Origin of the sequence: Streptomyces sp. NPDC051738 (assembly GCF_044453205.1) — a bacterium.
Lineage (GTDB): Bacteria > Actinomycetota > Actinomycetes > Streptomycetales > Streptomycetaceae > Streptomyces.
This window is the reverse complement of sequence record NZ_JBITCM010000005.1, coordinates 439,633-460,956: the sequence shown is the minus strand read 5'-3', so window position 1 is coordinate 460,956 and position 21,324 is coordinate 439,633. Positions and strand designations below refer to the sequence as shown.

Below are 21,324 nucleotides of genomic sequence, written 5' to 3'. Positions count from 1 at the left end.
TGTGCACCGGCTTGTCCCGGGACGGACCATGGGTGTGGGTTGGGACCCGGTAGTGATGTCCGTCCGCTACAGATTAACCAAATGAGCGGGTGCCCGCTCGATGGGGCTGCAAACAAGCTGTAACTATCCGGAGTCAAGCAGCATTCGGCCATTCCGTTATTCACGTGTTTGTTACGGAATGCGGTGATTACAAATCACTCGTTCGGCCCAACATCATCTTCCCGCCCGACTAGCGACCCCGTCACGCCGGGCAGTTCAAGTCCCGTTGGCCGATTCGCAAGGCGGCCATGATCTGCTGACGAACGGCAACGGCTTGTCCGGCGGGAGGACTGACGCATGGAGCTGCGCAGTGTCGAAGAGCTGATGGATCTGCTGTACGCATGCCCGCACCAGCGCGCGCTGCGGACCGCCGCGCTGCTGCGCCGCAGCCGCCCCGCCGACAAGGAACTCCAAGTGGCGGGGCTGGTACACGACATCGGGGAGCTGCTGCGCCCCGGCGACGAGATCCGCCGCACCGAGAGCGCGGCCGAAGCCGTACGGCCACTGCTGGGCGAGCGCGTCTACCGCCTCGTACGCGGCCACGGCACCGACGAGGACGTGCTCCGCCTCAGCCTGGCGGACGAGGAGAGCCGGGCCACCAGGTTCGACGCCGGTGTGCTGGAGGACTGGCGCACGGTCCTGGAGCTGGTGGCGGCACGGCACTCGCGTCTTGGGGCTGTCGACTGACGGTCCGTCATGAGACGGTACGGCGATGAGGCCGTCGTACGGACTTCAGGGCAGGGCCGCCGTCGTCACCGGCGCCACGCGCGGCATCGGGCACGCCGTCGCCCGGGAACTGGCCGCCGCGGGGGCGCTGGTGTGCGTGACAGCGCGGGACGCCGACGAGGTTCGGCGGACAGCTGCTGAGCTGGGCGGTGTGGGGGCGGCGGGCAGCGTGGCCGACCCGGACCATCTGCGGGCGGTCGTGGACCTGGCCCTGCGCGAGTTCGGCCGGATCGACGTCGTGGTCAACAATGCCGCGACGAACCTGCCGTACGGCCCCCTCATGGACGTAGATCCATTGGCATGGCGCGAGGCCTTCACCGTGAACGTCGAGGCACCGCTGCGACTCGTGCAGTGCGCCTGGCGGGCCTGGATGCGGGAACACGGCGGCGCCGTGATCAACGTCTGCACGGAGGGCGCCACCCATGTCGGCCCCAACATCGGCGCCTACGGCACCAGCAAGGCGGCCCTCCTCCACCTGACCCAGCAGCTCGCGGGCGAACTGGCCCCGAAGGTGCGGGTCAACTCGGTGTCCCCCGGCCTGGTCCGCACGGAAATGGCACGGTTCGTGTGGGAGCCGGGCGAGGAGGAGATCGCCGCCGGCCTACCGCTCGGCCGCATCGGGGAACCGGAGGACGTGGCCCGGGCGGTGGCGTGGCTGGCGTCGGACGCGGCGGAGTGGGTGACGGGGGCGGACCTGTTGGTGGACGGCGGGACAAGGGTGCGGGCGGCACAAACGGCAACGGGATACGCAGTGCACGAGCACTTACGATCACACGGTCCTGCAACCCCCTAGGGGCGCGGGGAACTGCGCGACCAGCCCCCACCCACCCGCAGACGCACCACCGGCCCCCGCCTACCACTTACCGGGCGCGTAATCCTTCAAGAAGACCCCGTACAGATCCTCACCCGCCTCACCCCGCACGACCGGGTCGTACACCCGAGCCGCCCCATCCACGAGATCCAGCGGCGCATGGAACCCCTCCTCCGCAAGCCGCAACTTGTCGTAGTGGGGCCGCTCGTCCGTGATCCAGCCGGTGTCGACGGACGTCATGAGGATGCCGTCGCTCTGGAACATCTCCTGCGCACTGGTCCGCGTGACCATGTTCATCGCGGCCTTGGCGGCATTCGTGTTCGGATGCCCCGCACCCTTGTAGCCGCGCCCGAAGACGCCCTCCATGGCCGAGACGTTCACGATGTACGCCCGCCCGCTCGCCGCCTTCTTCGCGGCCTCGGCCATGGCCGGCCGCAACTTGCTGATCAGGATGAACGGCGCCGTGTAGTTGCACAGTTGGGTTTCGAGGAGCTCCACCGGGGAGATCTGCTCGATGGTCTGCACCCAGGTGTTGGTGTCGACGACGTCAGGAACGAGCCCGCCCGCGTCGATCGCGGTGCCGTCGAGGTGCCGGGCGACGCTGGCGTTGCCCGCGACCAGGGCGAGGTCGGCGACCTGCTGGGCGTCGAGGCCGGAGATCCCGACGGGCAGCGCGGCCAGGCCGTCGACGGCACCGGAGCCGAAGGCGCCGATGACATGGTGGGCGGGCAGCTCACCGGCGGGCAGCGGCGCGCTCTCGCCGTCGACCAGGGCGGCGTAGGCGGCGGGCAGCCGGCGTACGGTCTGCGTCGCGTTGTTGATCAGGACGTCCAGCGGGCCCGCCTCGGCGACCTGGTCGGCGAGGGCCACGGCCTGCGCCGGGTCGCGCAGGTCGATGCCGACGACCTCCAGGCGGTGCAGCCAGTCCGCCGAGTCGTCCATGGCCTTGAAGCGGCGGATGGCGTCCTTGGGGAAGCGCGTGGTGATCGTCGTGTGCGCGCCGTCGCGCAGCAGCCTCAGCGCGATGTACATGCCGATCTTGGCGCGGCCGCCGGTGAGCAGGGCGCGCTTGCCGGTGAGGTCGGCGCGGACGTCGCGCTTGGCCCGGTTCAGGGCGGCGCAGTCCGGACAGAGCTGGTGGTAGAAGTAGTCGACTTCCACGTACCGGGCCTTGCAGGTGTAGCAGGAGCGCGGGCGCTGGAGTATCCCCGCGATCTTGCCCGCCTCGGTGACCGACGACGGCAGGATGCCTTCCGTCTCGTCGTCGATGCGCTGGGCGGAGCCGGTCGCCGTGGCCTCCGTGACCGCCTTGTCGTGGGCGGTCTTGGCGGCCCGGCGCTCCTGGCGGCGGCGCTGCTTGACCGTGCGGTAGATCCCCGCGGTGGCGCGGCGTACGGCGATCGCGTCGGGGTGGTCGACCTCCAGCTTGTCGAGCTCGTCGAGCACGCCGAGGCAGACGGCGAGCCGTTCGGGGTCGATGCCGGGGCCGTGGACGACCTCGTCGCCGGGCTCGTACGCGACCTCGTCCGTGGTCGCCGGGCCGTCCTCTGTCACCGTCATCGCGCTGCCGTTTCCCTGATCACCCGCGCGGCGCTCCGACCGCGCCTGCTTTCGAACGCGGAATTCTACGGAGCGCCGGGCCACTCCTCCAAAATCCGGCGAAAGGAGAGCCGAGAAGTGGGGCTCAGGGAGCGCAGGCGGTGATCAGCGACCGCACCTCCTCGGACACGGCCTTGGCGAGAACCTCCAGGTCCGGTACGGCCTTGGCGTCGGCGACGAGCCCGTAGTGGACGCGTCCGCGGTACGTCGAGATCGCGATCGCCAGGGACTGGCCGCGGGCCAGCGGGGCGAACGGGAAGACCTCGGTGACCTGGTGGCCGCCGAGCTTCAGGGCGATGCCGGGCAGCGGCACGCTGGTGACCAGGATGTCGAACCAGAGCCGGGCGGCCCCTCCGACCAGCGGTCCGCCGAGCCGGTGGCCGAGCGCGGGGACGTGATCGGCGAGCAGGGCGACGGCACCCGCGCCCCGGTTGGGGCCGGCGTCCTTGTTGCGGTCCATGGCGGTGCGGACCGTGGCGAGGCGGCGCAGCGGGTCGGGGTCGTCGACAGGGAGCCGTATCAAGTAACCGGAGAGCCGGTTGCCCTGAGGGTGCGCGGTGCGCGGGCGGCGCTTGGAGACGGGGATCAGGGCACGCGGCGCGACGCCCTCACTGCCGTCGCCGCGCTCGTCGAGCCAGCGGCGCAGGGCGCCCGCGACGACCGCGATGAGGACGTCGTTGACGGTGCCGCCGACGGCCTTTCGGATCACGTGCACGTCGTCGATGTCGACGACGACCCCGGCGGTACGGCGGGTGCCGCTCGGCTCGGCGGTCAGCGCGGACGACGACTGCATCCCCAGGGTCGACACGGCGACGGAGGCGCCGATGTCGAGGGCCCGGCCCACGTCGGACAGAGCGCCGCGCACCAGCCCCGACAGCCTGCGCACATCCGGAAGCCGGCTGCGTCGGGGCTCCTCGGGGCGGGGTTTGCGGGCGGGCATGTCCATGGGGTCGAGGACGGCGGCGGCGAGCGTCAGCGCCCGCAGTCCGTCGGCCAGGGCGTGGTGGAACTTGAAGAGCACGGCGAACGACACACCGTCCTCGCCCGGCAGCACATGCGCCTCCCACGGCGGCCGGCCGCGCTCCAGCGGGCACTCCATGAGGCGGCCCGCGACCGTCTGGAAGTCGGCGGTCGGGGCGTGCAGCCGGACGTGGTCGAGCGGGTCGAAGTCCGGGGCGGGCTCACGGGTGGCGCCGCCGAAGGAGAACGGCTGGAGGAGGCCCTGCGGCTGCCATGCGTCGCGGATGCGCATCCGCAGCCCCGGAACGGCTGCGGCACGCGCGGCGAGCAGGTCGGCCGCGTGGGCGCCCGCGGTGGGCGAGTGCGCCGTGAACACGCCCAGCGCGCCCAGGTGCATGGGGTGTTCGGCGGACTCGATGTTCCAGAACGCCAGGTCGAGAGGTGCGAGCAGGTCAGACGTCAATGGCTTGCCTCGCGTCGGCGACGGGTGGATCAGCAGTCAATCGCCCTTGAGCGATTACGGTCAAGTACGATCAAGCTACGCACAGTTAACAGCAGATTAAGTCCCGCCCCTGATGAAAGGGGCGGGACTCATGGTGCATATGAGGTCACTTCAACACAGGTTGCGGCGCCGGGCATCCCGTGGGAGTCACCCGGGAGGCGTCACGGATCAACGCCTCGTGCGCGGCCTTGAGCCGTGCCGTGTCCGGTTTCAGTACTGCCCGGTCGTAGGTCAGGAAGCCGTTCAGCTCCCCCTCGACATCCGAGATCTGGGTGTACACGGCGCCGTTGCTGCCCCGGCAGACCAGGGCACGCACCTCGTCGAGCTTGGTGAGGTAGTCGTCGGTGTAGGCGGCCGGGTCGACGTCGACATACGACATCTGCACCGACCAGGCGTGCCCGGGCACCGCCAGACCGAGGCCGCCGTACTCGCCGCTGACCAGTGCCCGTTCGCCGTCTGGGCGCGGTGGCAGTGCCGGGCTCGGATAGCCGTGCTCGTCCATGATGTCGCCGGCGTCGCCGTCGGCCCCGAGGTTCAGACCTGACTGGTTGTTGACCAGCCGGGTCGGGTCCCAGGCCTTCGCCTGCTCGGCGACGCGACCGACGTCGTACTGGCCCCAGCCCTCGTTGAAGGTGACCCACATGACCACCGACGGGCTGCTGATGTGCTCGTCGATCATCTGCTTCATCTCGCGCTCGTACTGGGCGCGCGCCCCGTCGCCCGGGTTCACGCCAGCGGTCATCGCGGGCATGTCCTGCCACACCAGCAGGCCCAGCCGGTCGGCCCAGTAGAACCAGCGGTCGGGCTCGACCTTGATGTGCTTGCGCACGGCGTTGAAGCCCAGTTGCTTGTGCACCTTCAGGTCGTAGGCCAGGGCGTCGTCGGTCGGCGCGGTGTGCAGACCGTCGGGCCAGAAGCCCTGGTCGAGGGTGGCCATCATGAAGATCGGCTCGCCGTTGAGGACGGTGCGCGGCACACCGTTCAGCTTCTCGACGGCGATGGAGCGCATACCGAAGTAGCTGCCGACCCGGTCGGCACCGACGGTCACCTTCAGGTCGTACAGGAACGGGTCGTCGGGCGACCACAGGTGCGGATCGTCGATGGTCAGGGTCAGCGGCCGGCCGGTGCGGCCGCTCGCGGTGGCGACCTTGCGCCGTCCGTCGTACGCCGTCGCCGTGACGGGTAGGCCGTCGCGCACGCCCTGCGGCTCGACGGTCAGGGTGCCCGCTTCGATGTCCGGGACCAGCTTGAGCCCGTCCACGTGATCGGCGGCGACCGGCTCCATCCACACCGTCTGCCAGATGCCGGAGGACGGGGTGTACCAGATGCCGCTGGGGTCCAGGCGCTGCTTGCCGAGCGGCGGGTTCTCGCCGTTCGCCGCGTCGGTCGGGTCGTACACGCCGACGATCAGCTCCTGGGTGCGGCCGGGCTTCAGCGCGTCGGTGATGTCGGCGCCGAACTTGTCGTAGCCGCCGGTGTGCTCGGTGACCTTGGTGCCGTTGACGTAGACCTCGGACCGCCAGTCGACGCCGCCGAAGTTGAGCTTCAGGCGCTTGCCGGAGCCGATGCGCCAGTCGGCCGGGACCGTGAAGGTGCGGCGGTACCACATGCGGTCCTCGTGCCGCTCCAGACCGGAGAGCTGGGACTCGACCGGGTACGGGACGAGGATCCGCTCGGCGAGGTTCCTGCCGACCGGGGGCCGCTCCCCCGCCTCGGCCGCCGCGAACTGCCAGCGGCCGTTGAGGTTGCGCCAGGCGTCCCGGATCAGCTGCGGTCGTGGGTATGCGGGGAGGGCGTTGTCCGGGCCCACCTCGTCGGCCCACTTCGTGCGCAGCTGGTGCGTCGACCGGTTGGGGCCGCTGCTCCAGAAGGCTTTGACAACGTTGCCTTCGGCGTCGGCGAGGGCGCCCTGACCGTCGTAGCGGACATCCGCCGTGCCCCGTGCCGTCCCGGTCTTGTTGCCGACCACGGGCTCCTTGAGCGCGATTAGCAGGGCCTTGGCGTCGGCCGGGTCCACCTTGGCGGCCCCGAGCGGCCAGGCCGCCCCGCCGATGACCGCGTCCAGGTGGTCGGTGACGTCGGGCGGGGGCGCGGCGAGCCTCCGCGCGAAGTCCAGCTTGAGCGTACGGCCCTCGCCGAGGACCGTGGCCGCGATCGCCCCGTCGTAGTCGAAGCCGTCGGGGAGCCGGAACGCGGACTGCGGGACGGGCTCCTTGCCGCCGCCGGGCTCGGTCCAGCGGAGGTGGAGGTTGGAGCCGCCGTAGTGCTCGAAGTACTCGACCTTGATGTCGTGGGCGGTGCCGGCGGTCAACTCGACGGGGGCGGCGGTCTGTTCGCGGTCCCAGTCGTCGACCCAGTGGTCGATGGCGAGCCTTCCGTCGATCCAGAGGCGGAAGCCGTTGTCGCCGATGATCGAGAAGGTGTGCGGGCCGGTCTTCTCCGGCACGATCTTTCCGGTCCAGCGGACGCTGACGTCGTCCGACCGGCCGGTGGCGAAGGCCAGACGCGGCTCCAGGTCGTCGAAGTCGAGGTCGGGGTCGAATGCGGTCGCCTTCAGCTCGTGGAAGTCGAAGGCGCCGGGGGCGGACTGGGTGTAGTACTCGCCCTTCAGACCGTGGATCTCCACGGGGTCCTCCCCTGCGGCGCGGGCGGGCGTCGCGCTGAGCCCCGCGACGCCCAGGGCCCCGGCGAGCAGTAACACGAGTCGGTTTCTGAGACGTTGTATGCGCACAGAGCCTCCATAACAACGTTGTCATGGACAGTAGTTGGCATAACAGCACGGATTCCAACACCCGTCCAGGTGCATGACAAGAGGGCCCACCTCGTGACGCGCGGGAGTCCCGGTGCCGCGCAGGAGCCCCAGTGCCGCGCAGGAGTCCCGTCAGCCTCACGTCACCCGCGCTTCGGCGGCCGCCAGGAGGGCCTGGGCCTGTTCGCCGGCGTGACCGATGGGGTCCGCGAAGACGTTCAGGCCGTGGGCGACCAGCGCTCCTTCGTGAAGGAGCATGAGCGTCCGGCCCACTCGGTCGGCCCCGTCCGGGGTGACGTCCCTGGCGAGGTCGGTGAACAGGGCGAGCATCCACTCCTTCTGCCCGGCGATGATCGGGTAGGCCGGATGGGACGGATCACTGATCTCGGCGTGCGCGTTGACCATGCTGCACCCCTTGGAGCTGTGCTGCGCCGACCAGGCGCGCGAGGCCTCGAAGACGGCCTTCAGACGTGCGGCCGGAGTCGGCCGGGCGGCGCCGAGGCGCTGGGCGAGGAAGGCCCGCCAGCGTTCATCGCGATCCGCGAGGTACTCCACGACGATCTGCTCCTTGGAGCCGAACCGGTCGTAGAGGGTCTTCTTCGTCACCCCGGCTTCGGCGGCGATCAGGTCCACCCCGACGGCATGGATGCCGCGCTCGTAGAACAGCCTCCCGGCGGCCTCCAGGGCGCGCCGTGCACCAGGCGTCATCGTGATCCGTCGTGGCGTCTCGGTAGTCCCCATACCCAGCGAGTATACCGATCTGTATAGTGGACGGAAGTAGACCGATCTGTTTAGTCGAGTCGAGGAGGGTGAGCCGTGAACTTCCTGCTCTCGATCGCGTTCGTGCTGTGCTGGAGTTCCGGGTTCATCGGCGCCAAGCTCGGCGCGGGAAGCGCGTCCGCGGTCACGATCCTGATGTGGCGGTTCCTGCCGCTGGCCGTCGCCCTGATCGGCGTGGCCATCGCCTCCAGAATGTCGTGGCGGGGACTGTCGGCGCGGGACGTCGCCCGGCAGGCGGCGATCGGCGTGCTGTCGCAGAGCGGCTACCTGCTCACCGTCTACTACGCGATCCAGCTCGGCGTCTCCAGCGGCACCACCGCCCTGATCGACGGAGTCCAGCCCCTCGTCGCCGGTGCGCTTGCCGGGCCGTTGCTGCGTCAGTACGTCTCGCGCAAGCAGTGGCTGGGCCTGTGCCTGGGGGTGAGTGGCGTCGCCGTCGTCACCGCGGCCGATGCCACGGCCGGTACCGGTGCGGCCTGGTGGGCCTATCTCATTCCCTTCGTCGGCATGTTGGCGCTGGTGGCGGCGACGTTTGTGGAAAGCCGCTCCCGCGCGCGGGTTGCCCCCACGGTGTCCATGACCATCCACTGCGCGACCAGTGCGGTCATCTTCACGGCACTCGCCGTGGGCGCCGGAGCCGCGGCACCGCCCGCCGAGCTGTCGTTCTGGACCGCGATCACCTGGCTGGTGGTCCTGTCGACCTTCGGCGGGTACGGCCTGTACTGGCTCATCCTGCGGCGCTCCGGGGTGACCAAGGTCAACACGCTCATGTTCCTCATGGCTCCGGTCACAGCGGTCTGGGGAGCCCTCATGTTCGGCGAACCGTTCGGCCCGCAGACCGCTCTCGGCCTGGCCGTCGGCCTCGCGGCGGTCCTCGTCGTCCATCGCGGCGACACCACCTCGACTCGCCCCGCGCCAGCCAATTCGCCTCATTGCAAAGCTAATTGACGGTTCACCAGTTGCCGAATCAAGTACAACTTTACGAGTTCTTGGTGTAGCTCGGCCGTGGACTACGTGAGCCTCGTGGGCACCACGAGGTGACTGCGGGCCCAGTGAGAACAACGGGCGGCGTCACCGTTCCCCCACGTACGGCGAGAGGCAACAACCATGACGAGGAACCGCGCCCTGCGGTACGGCGGCCGCACCCTGGTGCTGGCGGCCACGGCGTTCGGGATGATCGCGACGGCCGTGCCCGCTGTGGCCGACGACCAGCCCACCACGGAGCAGATCATGGCCGACTGCGCTTCCGGGGAAGGCAAGTGCAGCTTCAACTCCCCGGAGATCGGCCAGGCTTACCTCGGCGCGCCCCGTCAGGTCTCGGAACTGCTCTACAACTGCACCGCCTCGCCCGCCGCCCAGACCATGTCGTGGGCCGACACCGTGGGCTCCTCCCAGTCGGTGGGCGGGTCGGTGACCGTCGGTGGGGGAATCGAAGGGATCATCACCGCCAGCGTGACCGCGACGTTCGACTACACATGGCAGAGCTCGCACACGGAGACGAGTTCCTTCACCGTGAACGTCCAGCCGGGAGAGGTGGGCTGGGTCTCCCGCGCCCAGGTGATGCAGCGGATATCCGGCACATGGCAGACGCACTACGACGACCCCAAGTGGGGCCACTACTACTGGTTCGTCCCCGACGTGATCACCGGCCCGGCCCCGAACGGCACCGACGGCAAGCACAACGCGGTCGTGGTCAAGTCCCGCAAGATGACGGCCGACGAGAAGAAGCTCTGCTCCGACGGCTCCACCCGGGGCGAGGTCTTCACCCGCGCCAGCTGACGAGCCGGCCCGCCGCTCTCCTTCGTAGCGGCGGGCCCACGATCGCCGACGGCTAGGAGACCTGCTGCCCCTTCCCCAGCGCGATCACTCCGCCCTTGGAGACGGTGTACAGCTCGGAGTCCCGGTCCGGGTTGACGCCGATCGTCGCGCCGGGCGGCACCTCGACGTTCTTGTCGAGCACGGCCCCCCGCACCACCGCGCCCCGCCCTATGCGCACGTTGTCGTGCAGCACCGCCCCCTGCACCACCGCCCCCGGGTCGACCACCACCCCCGGCGAGAGCACGGACCGCGTGACCTGCCCGCGGATCAGGCAGCCGGCGCTGATGATGGACTCACTCGCCATGCCGCCCGCGTTGAAGCGGGCCGGGGAGAGCTGGTTGGAGTGGGTGTAGATGGGCCAGCTGCGGTTGAAGAGGTTGAAGGCGGGGCGCTCGGCGATGAGGTCCATGTGGGCGTCGTAGTACGCGTCCAGGGTGCCGACGTCCCGCCAGTAGCCGCGGTCGCGGTTGGTCTCGCCGGGGACGTGGTTGGCGCTGAAGTCGTACAGCTGCGCCTCGCCCAGGTCGGTAAGCTGGGGCAGGATCGAACCGCCCATGTCGTGCACGGAGTTGCGGTCCTCGGCGTCCCGCTGGAGCGCTTCGATGAGGGCCTTGGTGGTGAAGATGTAGTTGCCCATCGAGGCGTAGACGGTCTCCGGGTCGTCCGGGAGTCCGGGCGGGTCGGCGGGCTTCTCCAGGAAGCGTTCGATCGTCTGGCCGTCCGAGCCGGGGCTGATCACGCCGAAGGACGACGACTCGACGCGCGGCACGCGTATGCCCGCCACGGTGACGCCCGCGCCGTTCTCGATGTGCTGGGCCAGCATCTGGCGCGGGTCCATGCGGTAGACGTGGTCGGCGCCGAACACCGCGACGTACTCGGGGCGTTCGTCGTAGATCAGGTTCAGGGACTGCAGGATCGCGTCCGCGCTGCCCAGGTACCAGCGCGGGCCGAGGCGCTGTTGGGCCGGGACCGGGGTGACGTAGTTGCCGAGCAGGCTCGACATCCGCCACGTCGTGGTGATGTGCCGGTCCAGCGAGTGCGACTTGTACTGCGTGAGGACGCAGATGCGCAGGATGTCGGCGTTGACGAGGTTGGAGAGGACGAAGTCGACGAGACGGTAGGTGCCGCCGAAGGTGACCGCGGGTTTCGCGCGGTCCGTGGTCAAGGGCATCAGGCGTTTGCCTTCTCCGCCCGCGAGTACGATTCCGAGCACCGAAGGTCCGCCACGACGCATGGCCGCTCCCCTCACCGTGGTTGCTCCCAGCCTGCCCCTGTGCAGCGCGCACTAAGCCTGTTTGAGGATCTCCCCGTAGAGCCGGACCGTTCGCCGTGCCACCGCGTCCCAGCCGAACTCCCCCACCGCGCGCTCCCGTCCGGCCTCGCCCATCCGGCGGGCGGCCTCCGGGTCGCCGACGACCGAGTCCAGGGCCTGCGCGAGGCCGGTCTCGAAGTCGTCGTCCAGTGGGACGAGCAGGCCCGTCTTGCCGTCCTCGACGACCTCGGGGATGCCGCCGACCCGCGAGGCCACCACGGGAGTTCCGCAGGCCATCGCCTCCAGGTTGACGATGCCGAGGGGTTCGTACACCGAAGGGCAGACGAACACGGCGGCGTGCGTGAGGAGTTGGATCACCTCGGGCCGCGGCAGCATCTGCGGGATCCAGTGCACGCCCTCGCGGACGCGGCTCAGCTCCTGGTAGAGGTCGCGGAACTCCTGGTCTATCTCGGGGGTGTCGGGCGCGCCCGCGCACAGCACCACCTGCACGGCGGGGTCGATGTGCCGTACCGCGCGGAGCAGATGGGGCACGCCCTTCTGGCGGGTGATGCGGCCTACGAACAGCACGTACGGGCGGTCGGTGTCGAGGCCGAACCGGTCGAGGACGTCGGTGCCGTGGTCCGGTCGGTACAGGGAGGTGTCGATGCCGTTGTGCACGACGTGGACCCGCCCCGGATCCAGCGCCGGATAGCAGCCGAGGATGTCCTCGCGCATCGCTCCGGAGACGGCGATCACCGCGTCGGCGGCCTCGATCGCGGTGCGCTCGGCCCAGCTGGACAGGGCGTATCCGCCGCCGAGTTGCTCGGCCTTCCAGGGGCGCAGGGGCTCCAGGGAGTGGGCGGTCATCACATGCGGGATGCCGTACAGGAGTTTGCCGAGATGGCCGGCGAGGTTGGCGTACCAGGTGTGGGAGTGGACGAGTTCGCGGCCTTCCAGGCCGGCGGCCATGGCGAGGTCCACGGAGAAGGTGCGCAGCGCGTCGTTGGCGGTGTCGAGCGCGGACCAGGGGCGGTGCCGCAGCACGCCGACCGCGCGTCCCTCACCCCAGGTGTGCACCTCCAGGTCGACGAGGTCCCTCAACTCCCGGGCGAGGAACTCGACATGGACGCCCGCGCCGCCGTACACGTCCGGCGGGTACTCCCGGGTCAGCAGTCCCACACGCACCCGGAACCCCCTGTTCTCAGCGGCTGGTTGCCCTTTCCATGGTCACCCAGATGGGGCGCGTGGGGAAGAGCGCGGGGCTCGTGTGAAGCAACAGTCACCGCATACGCCCCCGCCCGGCACCCGGTAGTAGAGGCAGCAGCTGCGGCGCCGGAACGCGGTTCCGGTGAGGGTGCCGGTGCCGGCGAGGAGGGGGTGGGTGAACAGTTCCGCGGTGAGGGCGCGGGCCCGGTCGGCGGTGTCGGTACGGCCGTGGGCGCTCGCCCACTGGTCCAGTTGCCGGGCGGCGCCCGCGAGCGCGGAGCCGGCGTTGCCCCACAGGAGGCCGGTGGCGACGCGGTACCGGGTGTGCAGGGCGGCGGTCAGGGGCTCCAGGTGGCCGTGCAGGACGACGTCCGCGAGGGTCGCCGGGTCCGCGGACAGCGGGCGCACCTCGGTGAGCCACAGGTCGTCGGGGGCGCTGCCGTCGGGATCCCAGTGCAGCAGGCGCGGGTCGAGGTCGGGGATACGGCCCTGCAGGGCGGCGCAGCCGAGCGTCACCGACCACAGGCGGGCCGCGAGTCCCTGCTGGGCCACCGAGGCGGCGATGCGCAACTCGGGGGCGCGCAGGGCGTTCGCGACTTTCCGGACGCGCAACCCCAGGGGGTCTTCCTGAGGGTCCGCCGAGGGCTCGGCGTACGCCTGAGCCAGGGTCGGATGTGGCCGACTTGCTTCCCCTGGTGTGCGTAGTACGAAGAAGCCCCCGAGGGGCCTGAGCGCGACGAGTTCGGGGTCGAGGTCCACGAAGAGCAGTAGTACCAAGGCCGGTCGGGGTTTTCACCTGGGGGTCTGCACCCGGGGTCACCCGACCAGAGGATGAGATGGGCCCCCGGATACTCCATCGGCAGTACGACACGGTGGGTGCTCTGGTACGACGACGGGAAGAGCTTTTCGCGGCATCGTGTTGATTATGAGAGCCGACCGTTCGCCGCGCCGGGGCCTCCGCCCCCGCCTCACGCAGAGGAGCAGCTCATGAGCGCCCTCGCGTTGTCCGTGCTCCTGTCGCTCGTCTCCGCCGTCGCGTACGCGGGCGGGGCGATCGTGCAGGAGCGTGTCGCGGTGTCCTCCCCGGGTCAGCAGTTCGCGCCGATGCGCCGGCCGGGCTGGTGGGCGGCGGTCGCGCTGAACGGCCTCGGTGGTCTGCTGCACGTGGTGGCGCTGGCGTTCGGTCCGCTGAGTCTGGTGCAGCCGCTCGGTGCCCTGACGATCGTGTTCGCGCTGCCGATGGCGGCGCTGTTCGTGGGCCGCAAGGCCGGGTCGACGGCCTGGCGCGGCGCGATCATGGCGACCGTGGGTCTCGCCGGGCTGCTGTCCCTGGTCGGCTCCTCCGAGTCGCAGTCGCTGGCCACGGCGGAGCGGGCCGGCGTGGCCCTGGTGACCGGCGCCATCGTCGTGACGCTGATGGTCGCGGGCCGCGCGGCCCACCGGCACCCGGCGGTGCGCAGCATGCTGCTCGCGACCGGCTCCGGCATAGCCTTCGGCATGTCCTCGGTGTTCACGAAGCTGGTCGCGGTCGACTGGAACGGCGGGGTGTCGGCGGCCGACATTCCGGCCCTGGCCACGATAGGCGTCTTCGCCACGGCCGGCCTGCTGCTGTCCCAGGCCGCCTACCGGGGCGCGGGCCTCGCGGCACCGCTGGCCACGCTGACGGTGGTGAACCCGGTGGTGGCGGCCGCGGTCGGCATCACGATGTTCGGCGAAACCTTCCGCTACGGCACCACGGGCACCGTGCTCGCGCTCGGCTGCGGTGTGGTGGCGGCGGGCGGCCTGATCCTGCTGACGACGGAGCGGATCGCACGCACCGAGGCGCAGGCCCCGCAAGCCCTGCCCGAGATGGTCACCCCGGCCGAGCCGACGGTGGCCCCGGTGGGTGCCGAGGAACTGCTCGCCGGCCTTCCGGAGCAGCCCGCGGCGCTGCCGATGCCGCGCGAGGAACTCCTCGTACCCGACCGGATCGACGACATCCTCATCCCGGCCCAGGTCGCGGACAGCGCGTACGGAGACGGCGAGCCGCCGCACCCCGACAGCGCGCCCCCGAACCTCTACGGCCCCTTCTACGGCGGCCCGTACGTACCGATGCCAGTCCTGGACCGGCACCGTACGCGCGTCAAATCCTGACGCCGCCGGCCCGGAGATAGGCGACCGGGTCGATGTCCGCGCCGAATCCGGGCCCCGTCCGCACCTCGAAGTGCAGATGCGGGCCCGTGCTGTTGCCCGTGGACCCCGAGCGGCCTATGCGCTGCCCGGCGCCCACCGACTGCCCGGACTTCACGGAGATGGCCGAGAGGTGGGCGTACTGGCTGTAGCGACCGTCGGTGTGGCGGATCACCACCTGGTAGCCGAAGGAGCCCTCCCACCCCGCGCTGACCACCTGACCTGCCCCGACGGACTTCACGGACGTGCCGGTCGGGACGGGGAAGTCGACGCCGGTGTGGTAGCCCTTCGACCAGGAGGAACCGGCCTTGCGGTAGGGGGTGCCGGCGGCGGAGCTCACCGGGGCGACCAGCGAGCGAGTGGTGGTCGCGGCCTGCTCGTCGCGGTCCGAAGAGGTCTTCTCGGGCGCGGACTTGGGTGGGGTCTTGGGCGCCGACTTGGGCGGGGCCTTGGTGGCGGCCTTGGGCGGGGCCTTGGTGGCGGTCTTGGGGGCGGACGTCGCCCCGGTCCCCGTCGTGGGGGCCTTGCCGCGCAGCGCGAGCCGCTGGCCCGGCAGGATCAGGTCGGGGTCCGCTCCGACGGCCTCGCGGTTCGCGGCGTACAGCCCCCGCCAACCGCCCCGGACCTTCTGCGACTCGGCGATCCCCGAGAGGGTGTCGCCGCGGACGACCGTGTACATCTCGGCGGTGCCCGCCCGTGACTGCGGTGTGGTCTGCGGCTGGACGTCCTGGACCGAGGTCTTCTTCGGGCTGCCGGCGGGGTGGACGTCGGGTGTGTCCCCGCCCTGGGTCAGCCCCGCCCGCACCGAGCACACCGGCCAGGCGCCGGGCCCCTGCCCGTCCAGCACCTTCTCCGCCACGGCGATCTGCTGGTCCTTGGTGGCCAGGTCCGCCCGGGCCGCGTACCGCGCGCCGCCGTACGCCTCCCAGGTCGACTGGGCGAACTGCAGGCCGCCGTAGTAGCCGTTGCCGGTGTTGACGTGCCAGCGGCTGGTCGACTCGCACGCGGCGACCTTGTTCCAGGTGTCCAGGTCGGCCGCCTGCGCGACGCCGGTGCCGATGAGGGGGAGCGCCATTCCGGCGCCGCCCGCGGTGACGGTGAGTGAGGCGCGGTTGATCCTGTTCGGCTGGTACCGGCGGTGCCGGCCGCGTGCGGCCATGTCGGAGCCTCCCCGTCGACCATCGACATGCGTCAGGAGGGGCAAAAGTAAGCGCTGCGAACAGGCCATGACAAGACGGCAATTCAGCCTCCCGTTCATGCCAAGTGGCGAGGAATCGGCGTACGTTGCCCGTCGTCTCCGTGTCGACGGGCGGGACGGCTGAGTGCGGCGGGGCCTTCCGTGCGTATCTGCCTGCGACATCACGCCACCCCGGATGTGCGGTCGGACAACCAGCACGTCAGGATGGACGATGGGGCAATACTGGCGGGCATGACCGGCACCGCTGATATATCGAGGTCACTAGGAGCCAACGCATGAGCACTTCGGCGCAGATCGGCGTCACGGGTCTCGCGGTCATGGGCCGCAATCTCGCCCGTAACTTCGCCCGCAACGGATACACGGTCGCGGTGCACAACCGGACGTCGGCACGCACGCACGCGCTGGTGGAGGAGTTCGGGAGCGAGGGCGACTTCATCGCGGCCGAGACCGCCAAGGACTTCGTGGCGGCGCTGGAGCGCCCGCGGCGGCTGGTCATCATGGTGAAGGCCGGTGAGCCGACCGACGCGGTGATCCAGGAGTTCGCGCCGCTGCTGGAGCCCGGCGACATGATCATCGACGGCGGCAACGCGCACTTCGCCGACACCCGGCGCCGCGAGCGCGACCTGCGCGAGCAGGGCATCCACTTCGTCGGCATGGGCGTCTCCGGCGGCGAGGAGGGCGCGCTGCTCGGGCCGAGCATCATGCCGGGCGGCCCGAAGGAGTCGTACGACTCGCTGGGCCCGATGCTGGAGAAGATCTCGGCGAAGGCGGCGGACGGGGCGCCCTGTGTGACGCACGTCGGTCCGGACGGTGCCGGGCACTTCGTGAAGATGGTGCACAACGGCATCGAGTACGCCGACATGCAGCTCATCGGCGAGGCGTACCAGCTGCTGCGGGATGTCGCCGGGTACGAGCCCGCGCAGATCGCCGAGATCTTCCGGACCTGGAACACGGGCCGGCTGGACTCCTACCTGATCGAGATCACCGCCGAGGTGCTGTCGCACGTGGACGCGGCGACGGGCAAGCCGTTCGTGGACGTGGTGGTCGACCAGGCCGAGCAGAAGGGCACGGGCCGCTGGACCGTGCAGATCGCGCTGGACCTGGGCGTGCCGGTGTCCGGCATCGCGGAGGCGGTCTTCGCCCGCTCCCTGTCCGGGCACGCGGCACTGCGGGATGCGTCCCGCGGGCTGGCCGGGCCCAAGGCGTCCCCACTGAGCGAGTCGGAGGCCGCGGCCTTCGCGGACCGGGTCGAGCAGGCGCTGTACGCCTCGAAGATCGTGTCCTACACGCAGGGCTTCCACGAGATCGCGGCCGCCCGCGAGGAATACGACTGGGACATCGACCTGGGCGCCGTCTCCGCGATCTGGCGCGGCGGCTGCATCATCCGCGCGGCCTTCCTCGACCGCATCCGTGCCGCCTACGACACGCGGGCCGACCTGCCGAGCCTGCTGTCCGACGAGACGTTCGCCCGGGAGATCGCCGACGCGCAGGACGACTGGCGTGAGGTGATCATCGCGGCGACGCGGCAGGGTGTGCCCACGCCGGGCTTCGCGGCGGCCCTCGCCTACTACGACGCCCTGCGCGCCGAGCGGCTCCCCGCAGCGCTGACGCAGGGGCAGCGGGACTTCTTCGGAGCGCACACCTACCGGCGCACCGACCGGGACGGCTCGTTCCACACGCTGTGGGGCGGGGACCGCTCGGAGGTCTCCGCCTGAGCGCTCCGCTGGAAGTGCGGTGATGAGGCTGCGGGCCGGTGGGGGCCGGCCGCGCCCACGCGGCGGAGCCGCACATCGATACAGCCCCGCGCCCCTTACGGGGCGTGGTACCGCACCGGAATTCGGCAGGCCGCTCAGGACCTGTCCGGTCCGTCCTGTCGACCGCCCCGTGCCCGGTCCTTCACCTGGGCGCGGGGCGGCGTGCTGTCCGGATGCGTGAGGGCCATGGCAGACAGCCCTCACGTCAGGTGAGCGGCGGACCGGGTTCGGGGTTCGGCACCGGATCCGGGCCGGGCGGGATCGGGGACGGGGAGGGTTCCGGGGGAGGGGTCGGACCCGGTGGCGGGGTCGGCGTCGGACCCGGTGGTGGGGGCGGTGTCGGGGTCGGGCCCGGGGGTGACGGCGGGGGCGGTCCCGGGGCCGGAGGCATGGGCGGGACCGGCGTGGGGGGTGGCTCGGGGGTCGGCGGTGGCTCCGGGGGCGGGACCGGATGAGGCTCCGGGGGCTGCGGATCCGGGCCCGGCGTCGGCCCCGGGGAGACGGGGTCCGGGAACGGGTTCGTCATGGCGTCCTCCAGCCAATCGGTGCGCGTCGGCTCTGGACTACTCCCCCGCGTACCCGACGGCCGCGCCGCCAGTCACTCACCCGCGTCAATGCCGAGGCCCAGGTGGGCCTACCTCGGGTGCGCCGCCCGCGCTCCCGCAGCCAGCCCCGGGCGAGGGCTGGACAGTACGGGCACCTGTGTCGTGACCAGCTGCTGGGCCGGGGCGATGGAGACCTGGGCGAGGACGATCGCGTCGGCGTCCGTGACCTCGTCCGCGGTGGCTGCCACCAGCCGGGCGCAACCGTCGACGTCACCCGCGTCGAAGCGCTCCCACGCGCCCGCGACGAGGCGCGCCCGCACCTCCACCGGTCGTCCCGTACGCCGGGCCTCGTCCTCGATCAAGGAGGCCGTCGGACCGAGCGTGCTCTCCACCGTGGCGAGGACGACGACGCGCTCCCCCTCGGCCACCGCGGCCGACGCCATCGGGCGGTCGACGCGCAGCACCGGCACCCCGGCCTCGGCGGCGGCCACCTCCGCGACGCCGCCGATGGTCGAGCAGGTGCACAGCACGGCCCGCGCCCCCTCGGCGACGGCCCTGTGCAGCTCCTTGCGGACGTCGTCCGCGACGGCTTCGGGCCCCTCGCGGCGGGCCCGGGCCAGTAGTTCCCCGTCGACGAAGTGCCGTAGTTCCAGGTCGGGGTGGTGCTCCTGGCGAAGGGCCTCGAAGACCGGGATGTGCAGCGGTGAGGTGTGCAGGAGGGCCAGCATCAGAATCGCCCGGGGTGTGCCCTCAGCCAGTCCTCGGCCGCCGCCAGCAGGGCGGGGGCGGCCGCCGGGGCCTCGTCGGGGTGGCGTTCGGCCCACTTCACGACGTACGGGCACAGCGGCGCCACGACGACTCCCTCGCGCGCCGCCATGCCGTACAGCTCGCGTGCAAGGGAGCCCGCGACGCCCTTCCCCTCGTGGGCCGGTTCGACGATGGTGTGGACCGGGACGAGAGCGCGGGCCGGCGCTTCGAGGACGAAGTACTCGATGTGGCCGGTGACTTCGCCGCCTTGGAGGGCCTCCAGGCGGCCCGCCGCCCGGTCGTCGCGGATCTCTGTCTCGCTCATGGCACCCTCCTGGGCGGTCTTCCGTTGTTCGTTCGCGCTCGGGGCGGAGTGCCGTCAGGCCACCGGCACGGCCTGCGGGCTGCGCTCCTGGTCGGAACCCGGCACCGGCTCGGACGGATCTGCGCCCAGCGCCACGATGCGGTTGGCGCCGTCCACGTGCACGACCCGCGGCTCGAACTCCCGCGCCTCGGCGTCGGTCATCTGAGCGTAGCTGATGATGATCACCAGGTCGCCGGGGTGGACGAGATGGGCGGCGGCGCCGTTGATCCCGATGACCCCGGAGCCGCGCTCACCCTCGATGACGTAGGTCTCCAGACGGGCGCCGTTGGTGATGTCCACGATGTGGACGAGCTCGCCGGGCAGCAGGTCGGCGGCGTCGAGCAGATCCGCGTCGATGGTCACCGATCCCACGTAGTGCAGGTCGGCCTGGGTGACGGTGGCGCGGTGGATCTTGGACTTGAACAGAGTACGCAGCATTTGGACTCCTGGAAGACGGCTCCCTGCCTGCTTGGCGCAGGTCAAAGGCGTGCCTCACTGTACAACGGCATGCGGCGGCAGGGCCTGGGCCTGGTCGGGGAGCTGCTTGTCCAGCCCGCGGTGGCCGTCGTCGACCTTGGCCTGGACGTCGGTGAACTGTTCGAACGGGTCGGCGATGCCCTCGGTGCGGGCAGCCGCACACCTGGCCCGGTGCCAGTCCTATAACTCGTTGACCGGCGCCCCGCCCAGCTCCGACGATCAGGCGCATGCCTGCCGCCCTGGCGCCTTTGCGCCACCGCCCGTTCCGTCACCTCTTCATCGGTACGACGGCCAATCTGCTCGGCAACGGGGTGGCGCCGATCGCCCTGGCCTTCGCCGTGCTCGACGCCACTGGCTCGGTCGGCTCGCTCGGGTTGGTGGTCGGCGCCCACTCCCTCACCAGCATCCTCTTCCTGCTGTACGGCGGAGTGCTGGCGGACCGGCTGCCGCGCGGTCCGCTGCTGGTCGGCAGCAGCGTGGTCAGCGCCGCGAGCCAGGCGGTGATCGCCGCCCTGGTCCTCACCCACAGCGCCGCCATCCCCCTGCTCATGGCGCTCGCCGCGGTCAACGGGGCGTCAAGTTCCTGCTACCAGCCCGCCGCCCAGGCCCTGCTGCCCCAGACCGTGCCGGCCGAATCCCGCCGCGCCGCCCTCGCGCTCTCCCGGATCGCGGGCAGCAGCGCGACGATCGTGGGCGCCTCGCTGGGCGGCGTACTGGTCGCCGCGGTCGGCCCCGGCTGGGGCCTGGCCGTCGACGCGCTCAGCTTCGCGCTCGCCGCCGCGTCCTTCGCGCTGGTCCGCGTCCAGGTCGCGCCGCCCGCGCCCAGCCCCGGCGTCGTGCATGAACTCCGCGTCGGCTGGCGGGAGTTCACCTCCCGCACCTGGGTGTGGGTGATCGTGGTGGCCTTCTGCTTCCTCAACGCAGGCATCACCGCCTCGTTCACCGTCCTCGGCCCGGCCGTCGCCGACAGCACCGGTATCGGCCGCACCGGCTGGGGCCTTGCCGTCGCCGCGGGCTCGCTAGGCGCGGTCGCCGGCGGCGTACTGTCGCTGCACTGGCGGCCCCGGCGCGCGATCCTGGTCGGCTGCGCGCTGATGAGCCTGACGGCGATGATCCCGCTGCTGCTCGCGCTCGCCCCTTACACCTGGGCGCTGGTCGTGGCCAACTTCGTGGCGGGCGTGGGTATCGAGCAGGCCGGCGTCGCCTGGTACTCGACCCTCAACGAGCAGATCCCCGAGGACCGCCTGGCCCGCGTCTACGCCTACGACGACCTCGGCTCCTACCTCGCGCTCCCGCTCGCCCAGTTCGCCGCCGGCCCCGCCGTGCTTCTCCTCGGCCTGCACGCCACCCTCTACGCGGCCGCCGCGCTCATCCTCCTCGCCACCCTCGCCATGGTGGCCACCCCCTCCATCCGCGCGCTGGTCCCGAAGACCGCAGAACCGCTGCCCGCCTCCGAAGATCCGGTGCCGCGCTGAGCTCGACTCGGGTCCGGGCCGCAGTTGGGCGCTCCCACAGGCGAGACCGCCGACTATGCCTCGCCCGCAACGCGCACACGGACATGCGCACGTTGCGGGCCACGGCACCGGGCGCGCGCGTGGTCAGCGCGCAGGGTGCCGGTAAAGCGGCCG

General features: G+C 71.1%; 18 protein-coding genes. 7 read left to right on the top strand and 11 right to left on the bottom strand.

The genetic code is table 11. The features are described from left to right. Positions 1–336: 336 nt before the first annotated feature. Positions 337–726, top strand: a complete 390-nt coding sequence (locus ACIA8X_RS15225; RefSeq protein ID WP_399458431.1) for an HD domain-containing protein — start codon at positions 337–339, stop codon at positions 724–726. Positions 727–751: 25 nt separating this feature from the next. Continuing rightward, positions 752–1,558: an SDR family oxidoreductase gene (locus ACIA8X_RS15220; protein ID WP_399458430.1), complete on the top strand. Its 807-nt coding sequence runs from the start codon at positions 752–754 to the stop codon at positions 1,556–1,558. A gap of 60 nt (positions 1,559–1,618) precedes the next feature. On the opposite strand, the gene ACIA8X_RS15215 is transcribed toward ACIA8X_RS15220, so the two are convergent. The 4 genes from ACIA8X_RS15215 to ACIA8X_RS15200 form a co-directional block, all read right to left on the bottom strand. Continuing rightward, positions 1,619–3,136 (bottom strand): SDR family NAD(P)-dependent oxidoreductase, encoded by a 1,518-nt coding sequence (locus tag ACIA8X_RS15215; protein ID WP_393445683.1) that lies wholly within the window; start codon positions 3,134–3,136, stop codon positions 1,619–1,621. A 124-nt stretch (positions 3,137–3,260) separates the two neighbouring features. Continuing rightward, the gene (locus ACIA8X_RS15210) at positions 3,261–4,598 is read right to left on the bottom strand and encodes a wax ester/triacylglycerol synthase family O-acyltransferase (RefSeq protein WP_399458429.1); all 1,338 of its coding nucleotides are present in this window, start codon (positions 4,596–4,598) and stop codon (positions 3,261–3,263) included. A gap of 145 nt (positions 4,599–4,743) precedes the next feature. Next, positions 4,744–7,368 carry a PA14 domain-containing protein gene (locus tag ACIA8X_RS15205; protein WP_399458428.1) on the bottom strand — a complete coding sequence of 875 codons (2,625 nt, stop codon included), beginning with the start codon at positions 7,366–7,368 and terminating at the stop codon, positions 4,744–4,746. A 156-nt stretch (positions 7,369–7,524) separates the two neighbouring features. Then, on the bottom strand, positions 7,525–8,127 hold the full coding sequence (locus tag ACIA8X_RS15200) for a TetR/AcrR family transcriptional regulator (RefSeq protein ID WP_399458427.1): 603 nt from the start codon (positions 8,125–8,127) through the stop codon (positions 7,525–7,527). A 75-nt stretch (positions 8,128–8,202) separates the two neighbouring features. On the opposite strand from ACIA8X_RS15200, the gene ACIA8X_RS15195 reads away from it, so the two are divergent. Together ACIA8X_RS15195 and ACIA8X_RS15190 are read left to right on the top strand one after the other, a co-directional pair. After that, a complete protein-coding gene (locus ACIA8X_RS15195; RefSeq protein ID WP_393445691.1) occupies positions 8,203–9,114 on the top strand; it encodes a DMT family transporter in 912 nt (303 codons plus the stop codon). Between the two features lie 159 nt (positions 9,115–9,273). Then, positions 9,274–9,945 (top strand): hypothetical protein, encoded by a 672-nt coding sequence (locus ACIA8X_RS15190; RefSeq protein ID WP_399458426.1) that lies wholly within the window; start codon positions 9,274–9,276, stop codon positions 9,943–9,945. A 52-nt stretch (positions 9,946–9,997) separates the two neighbouring features. Here ACIA8X_RS15190 and glgC read toward each other — a convergent pair whose 3' ends face one another. Genes glgC through ACIA8X_RS15175 form a run of 3 tightly spaced genes read right to left on the bottom strand, consistent with a single transcriptional unit; the run spans position 9,998 to position 13,219 of the window. Further along, the gene (glgC, locus tag ACIA8X_RS15185) at positions 9,998–11,218 is read right to left on the bottom strand and encodes a glucose-1-phosphate adenylyltransferase (protein ID WP_393445695.1); all 1,221 of its coding nucleotides are present in this window, start codon (positions 11,216–11,218) and stop codon (positions 9,998–10,000) included. A gap of 51 nt (positions 11,219–11,269) precedes the next feature. Beyond that, on the bottom strand, positions 11,270–12,421 hold the full coding sequence (gene glgA / locus ACIA8X_RS15180) for a glycogen synthase (protein WP_393445697.1): 1,152 nt from the start codon (positions 12,419–12,421) through the stop codon (positions 11,270–11,272). Between the two features lie 42 nt (positions 12,422–12,463). After that, complete coding sequence (locus ACIA8X_RS15175; protein WP_399458425.1) at positions 12,464–13,219, bottom strand: (2Fe-2S)-binding protein; 756 nt, start codon at positions 13,217–13,219, stop codon at positions 12,464–12,466. Positions 13,220–13,429: 210 nt separating this feature from the next. Here ACIA8X_RS15175 and ACIA8X_RS15170 point away from each other — a divergent pair, with 210 nt between their 5' ends. Then, the gene (locus ACIA8X_RS15170; RefSeq protein WP_393445701.1) at positions 13,430–14,575 is read left to right on the top strand and encodes a DMT family transporter; all 1,146 of its coding nucleotides are present in this window, start codon (positions 13,430–13,432) and stop codon (positions 14,573–14,575) included. Here the strand turns inward: ACIA8X_RS15170 and ACIA8X_RS15165 are convergent. Beyond that, positions 14,565–15,770: a transglycosylase family protein gene (locus ACIA8X_RS15165; RefSeq protein WP_393445703.1), complete on the bottom strand. Its 1,206-nt coding sequence runs from the start codon at positions 15,768–15,770 to the stop codon at positions 14,565–14,567. The genes ACIA8X_RS15170 and ACIA8X_RS15165 overlap by 11 nt on opposite strands. A gap of 314 nt (positions 15,771–16,084) precedes the next feature. Between ACIA8X_RS15165 and gndA the strand changes: the two genes are divergently transcribed. Next, positions 16,085–17,524: an NADP-dependent phosphogluconate dehydrogenase gene (gene gndA / locus ACIA8X_RS15160; protein WP_393445705.1), complete on the top strand. Its 1,440-nt coding sequence runs from the start codon at positions 16,085–16,087 to the stop codon at positions 17,522–17,524. A 673-nt stretch (positions 17,525–18,197) separates the two neighbouring features. Here the strand turns inward: gndA and ACIA8X_RS15155 are convergent. From ACIA8X_RS15155 to panD, 3 genes are read right to left on the bottom strand one after another with little or no spacing between them, the layout of a single operon-like run. Further along, positions 18,198–18,836 (bottom strand): aspartate/glutamate racemase family protein, encoded by a 639-nt coding sequence (locus ACIA8X_RS15155; protein WP_399458424.1) that lies wholly within the window; start codon positions 18,834–18,836, stop codon positions 18,198–18,200. Continuing rightward, a complete protein-coding gene (locus ACIA8X_RS15150; protein ID WP_393445708.1) occupies positions 18,836–19,180 on the bottom strand; it encodes a GNAT family N-acetyltransferase in 345 nt (114 codons plus the stop codon). The genes ACIA8X_RS15155 and ACIA8X_RS15150 overlap by 1 nt, the downstream gene beginning before the upstream one ends. Positions 19,181–19,234: 54 nt before the next feature. Next, positions 19,235–19,657 (bottom strand): aspartate 1-decarboxylase, encoded by a 423-nt coding sequence (panD, locus tag ACIA8X_RS15145; RefSeq protein WP_362383386.1) that lies wholly within the window; start codon positions 19,655–19,657, stop codon positions 19,235–19,237. A gap of 266 nt (positions 19,658–19,923) precedes the next feature. Between panD and ACIA8X_RS15140 the strand changes: the two genes are divergently transcribed. Further along, positions 19,924–21,171 (top strand): MFS transporter, encoded by a 1,248-nt coding sequence (locus ACIA8X_RS15140; RefSeq protein WP_399458423.1) that lies wholly within the window; start codon positions 19,924–19,926, stop codon positions 21,169–21,171. Positions 21,172–21,324: the final 153 nt, after the last annotated feature.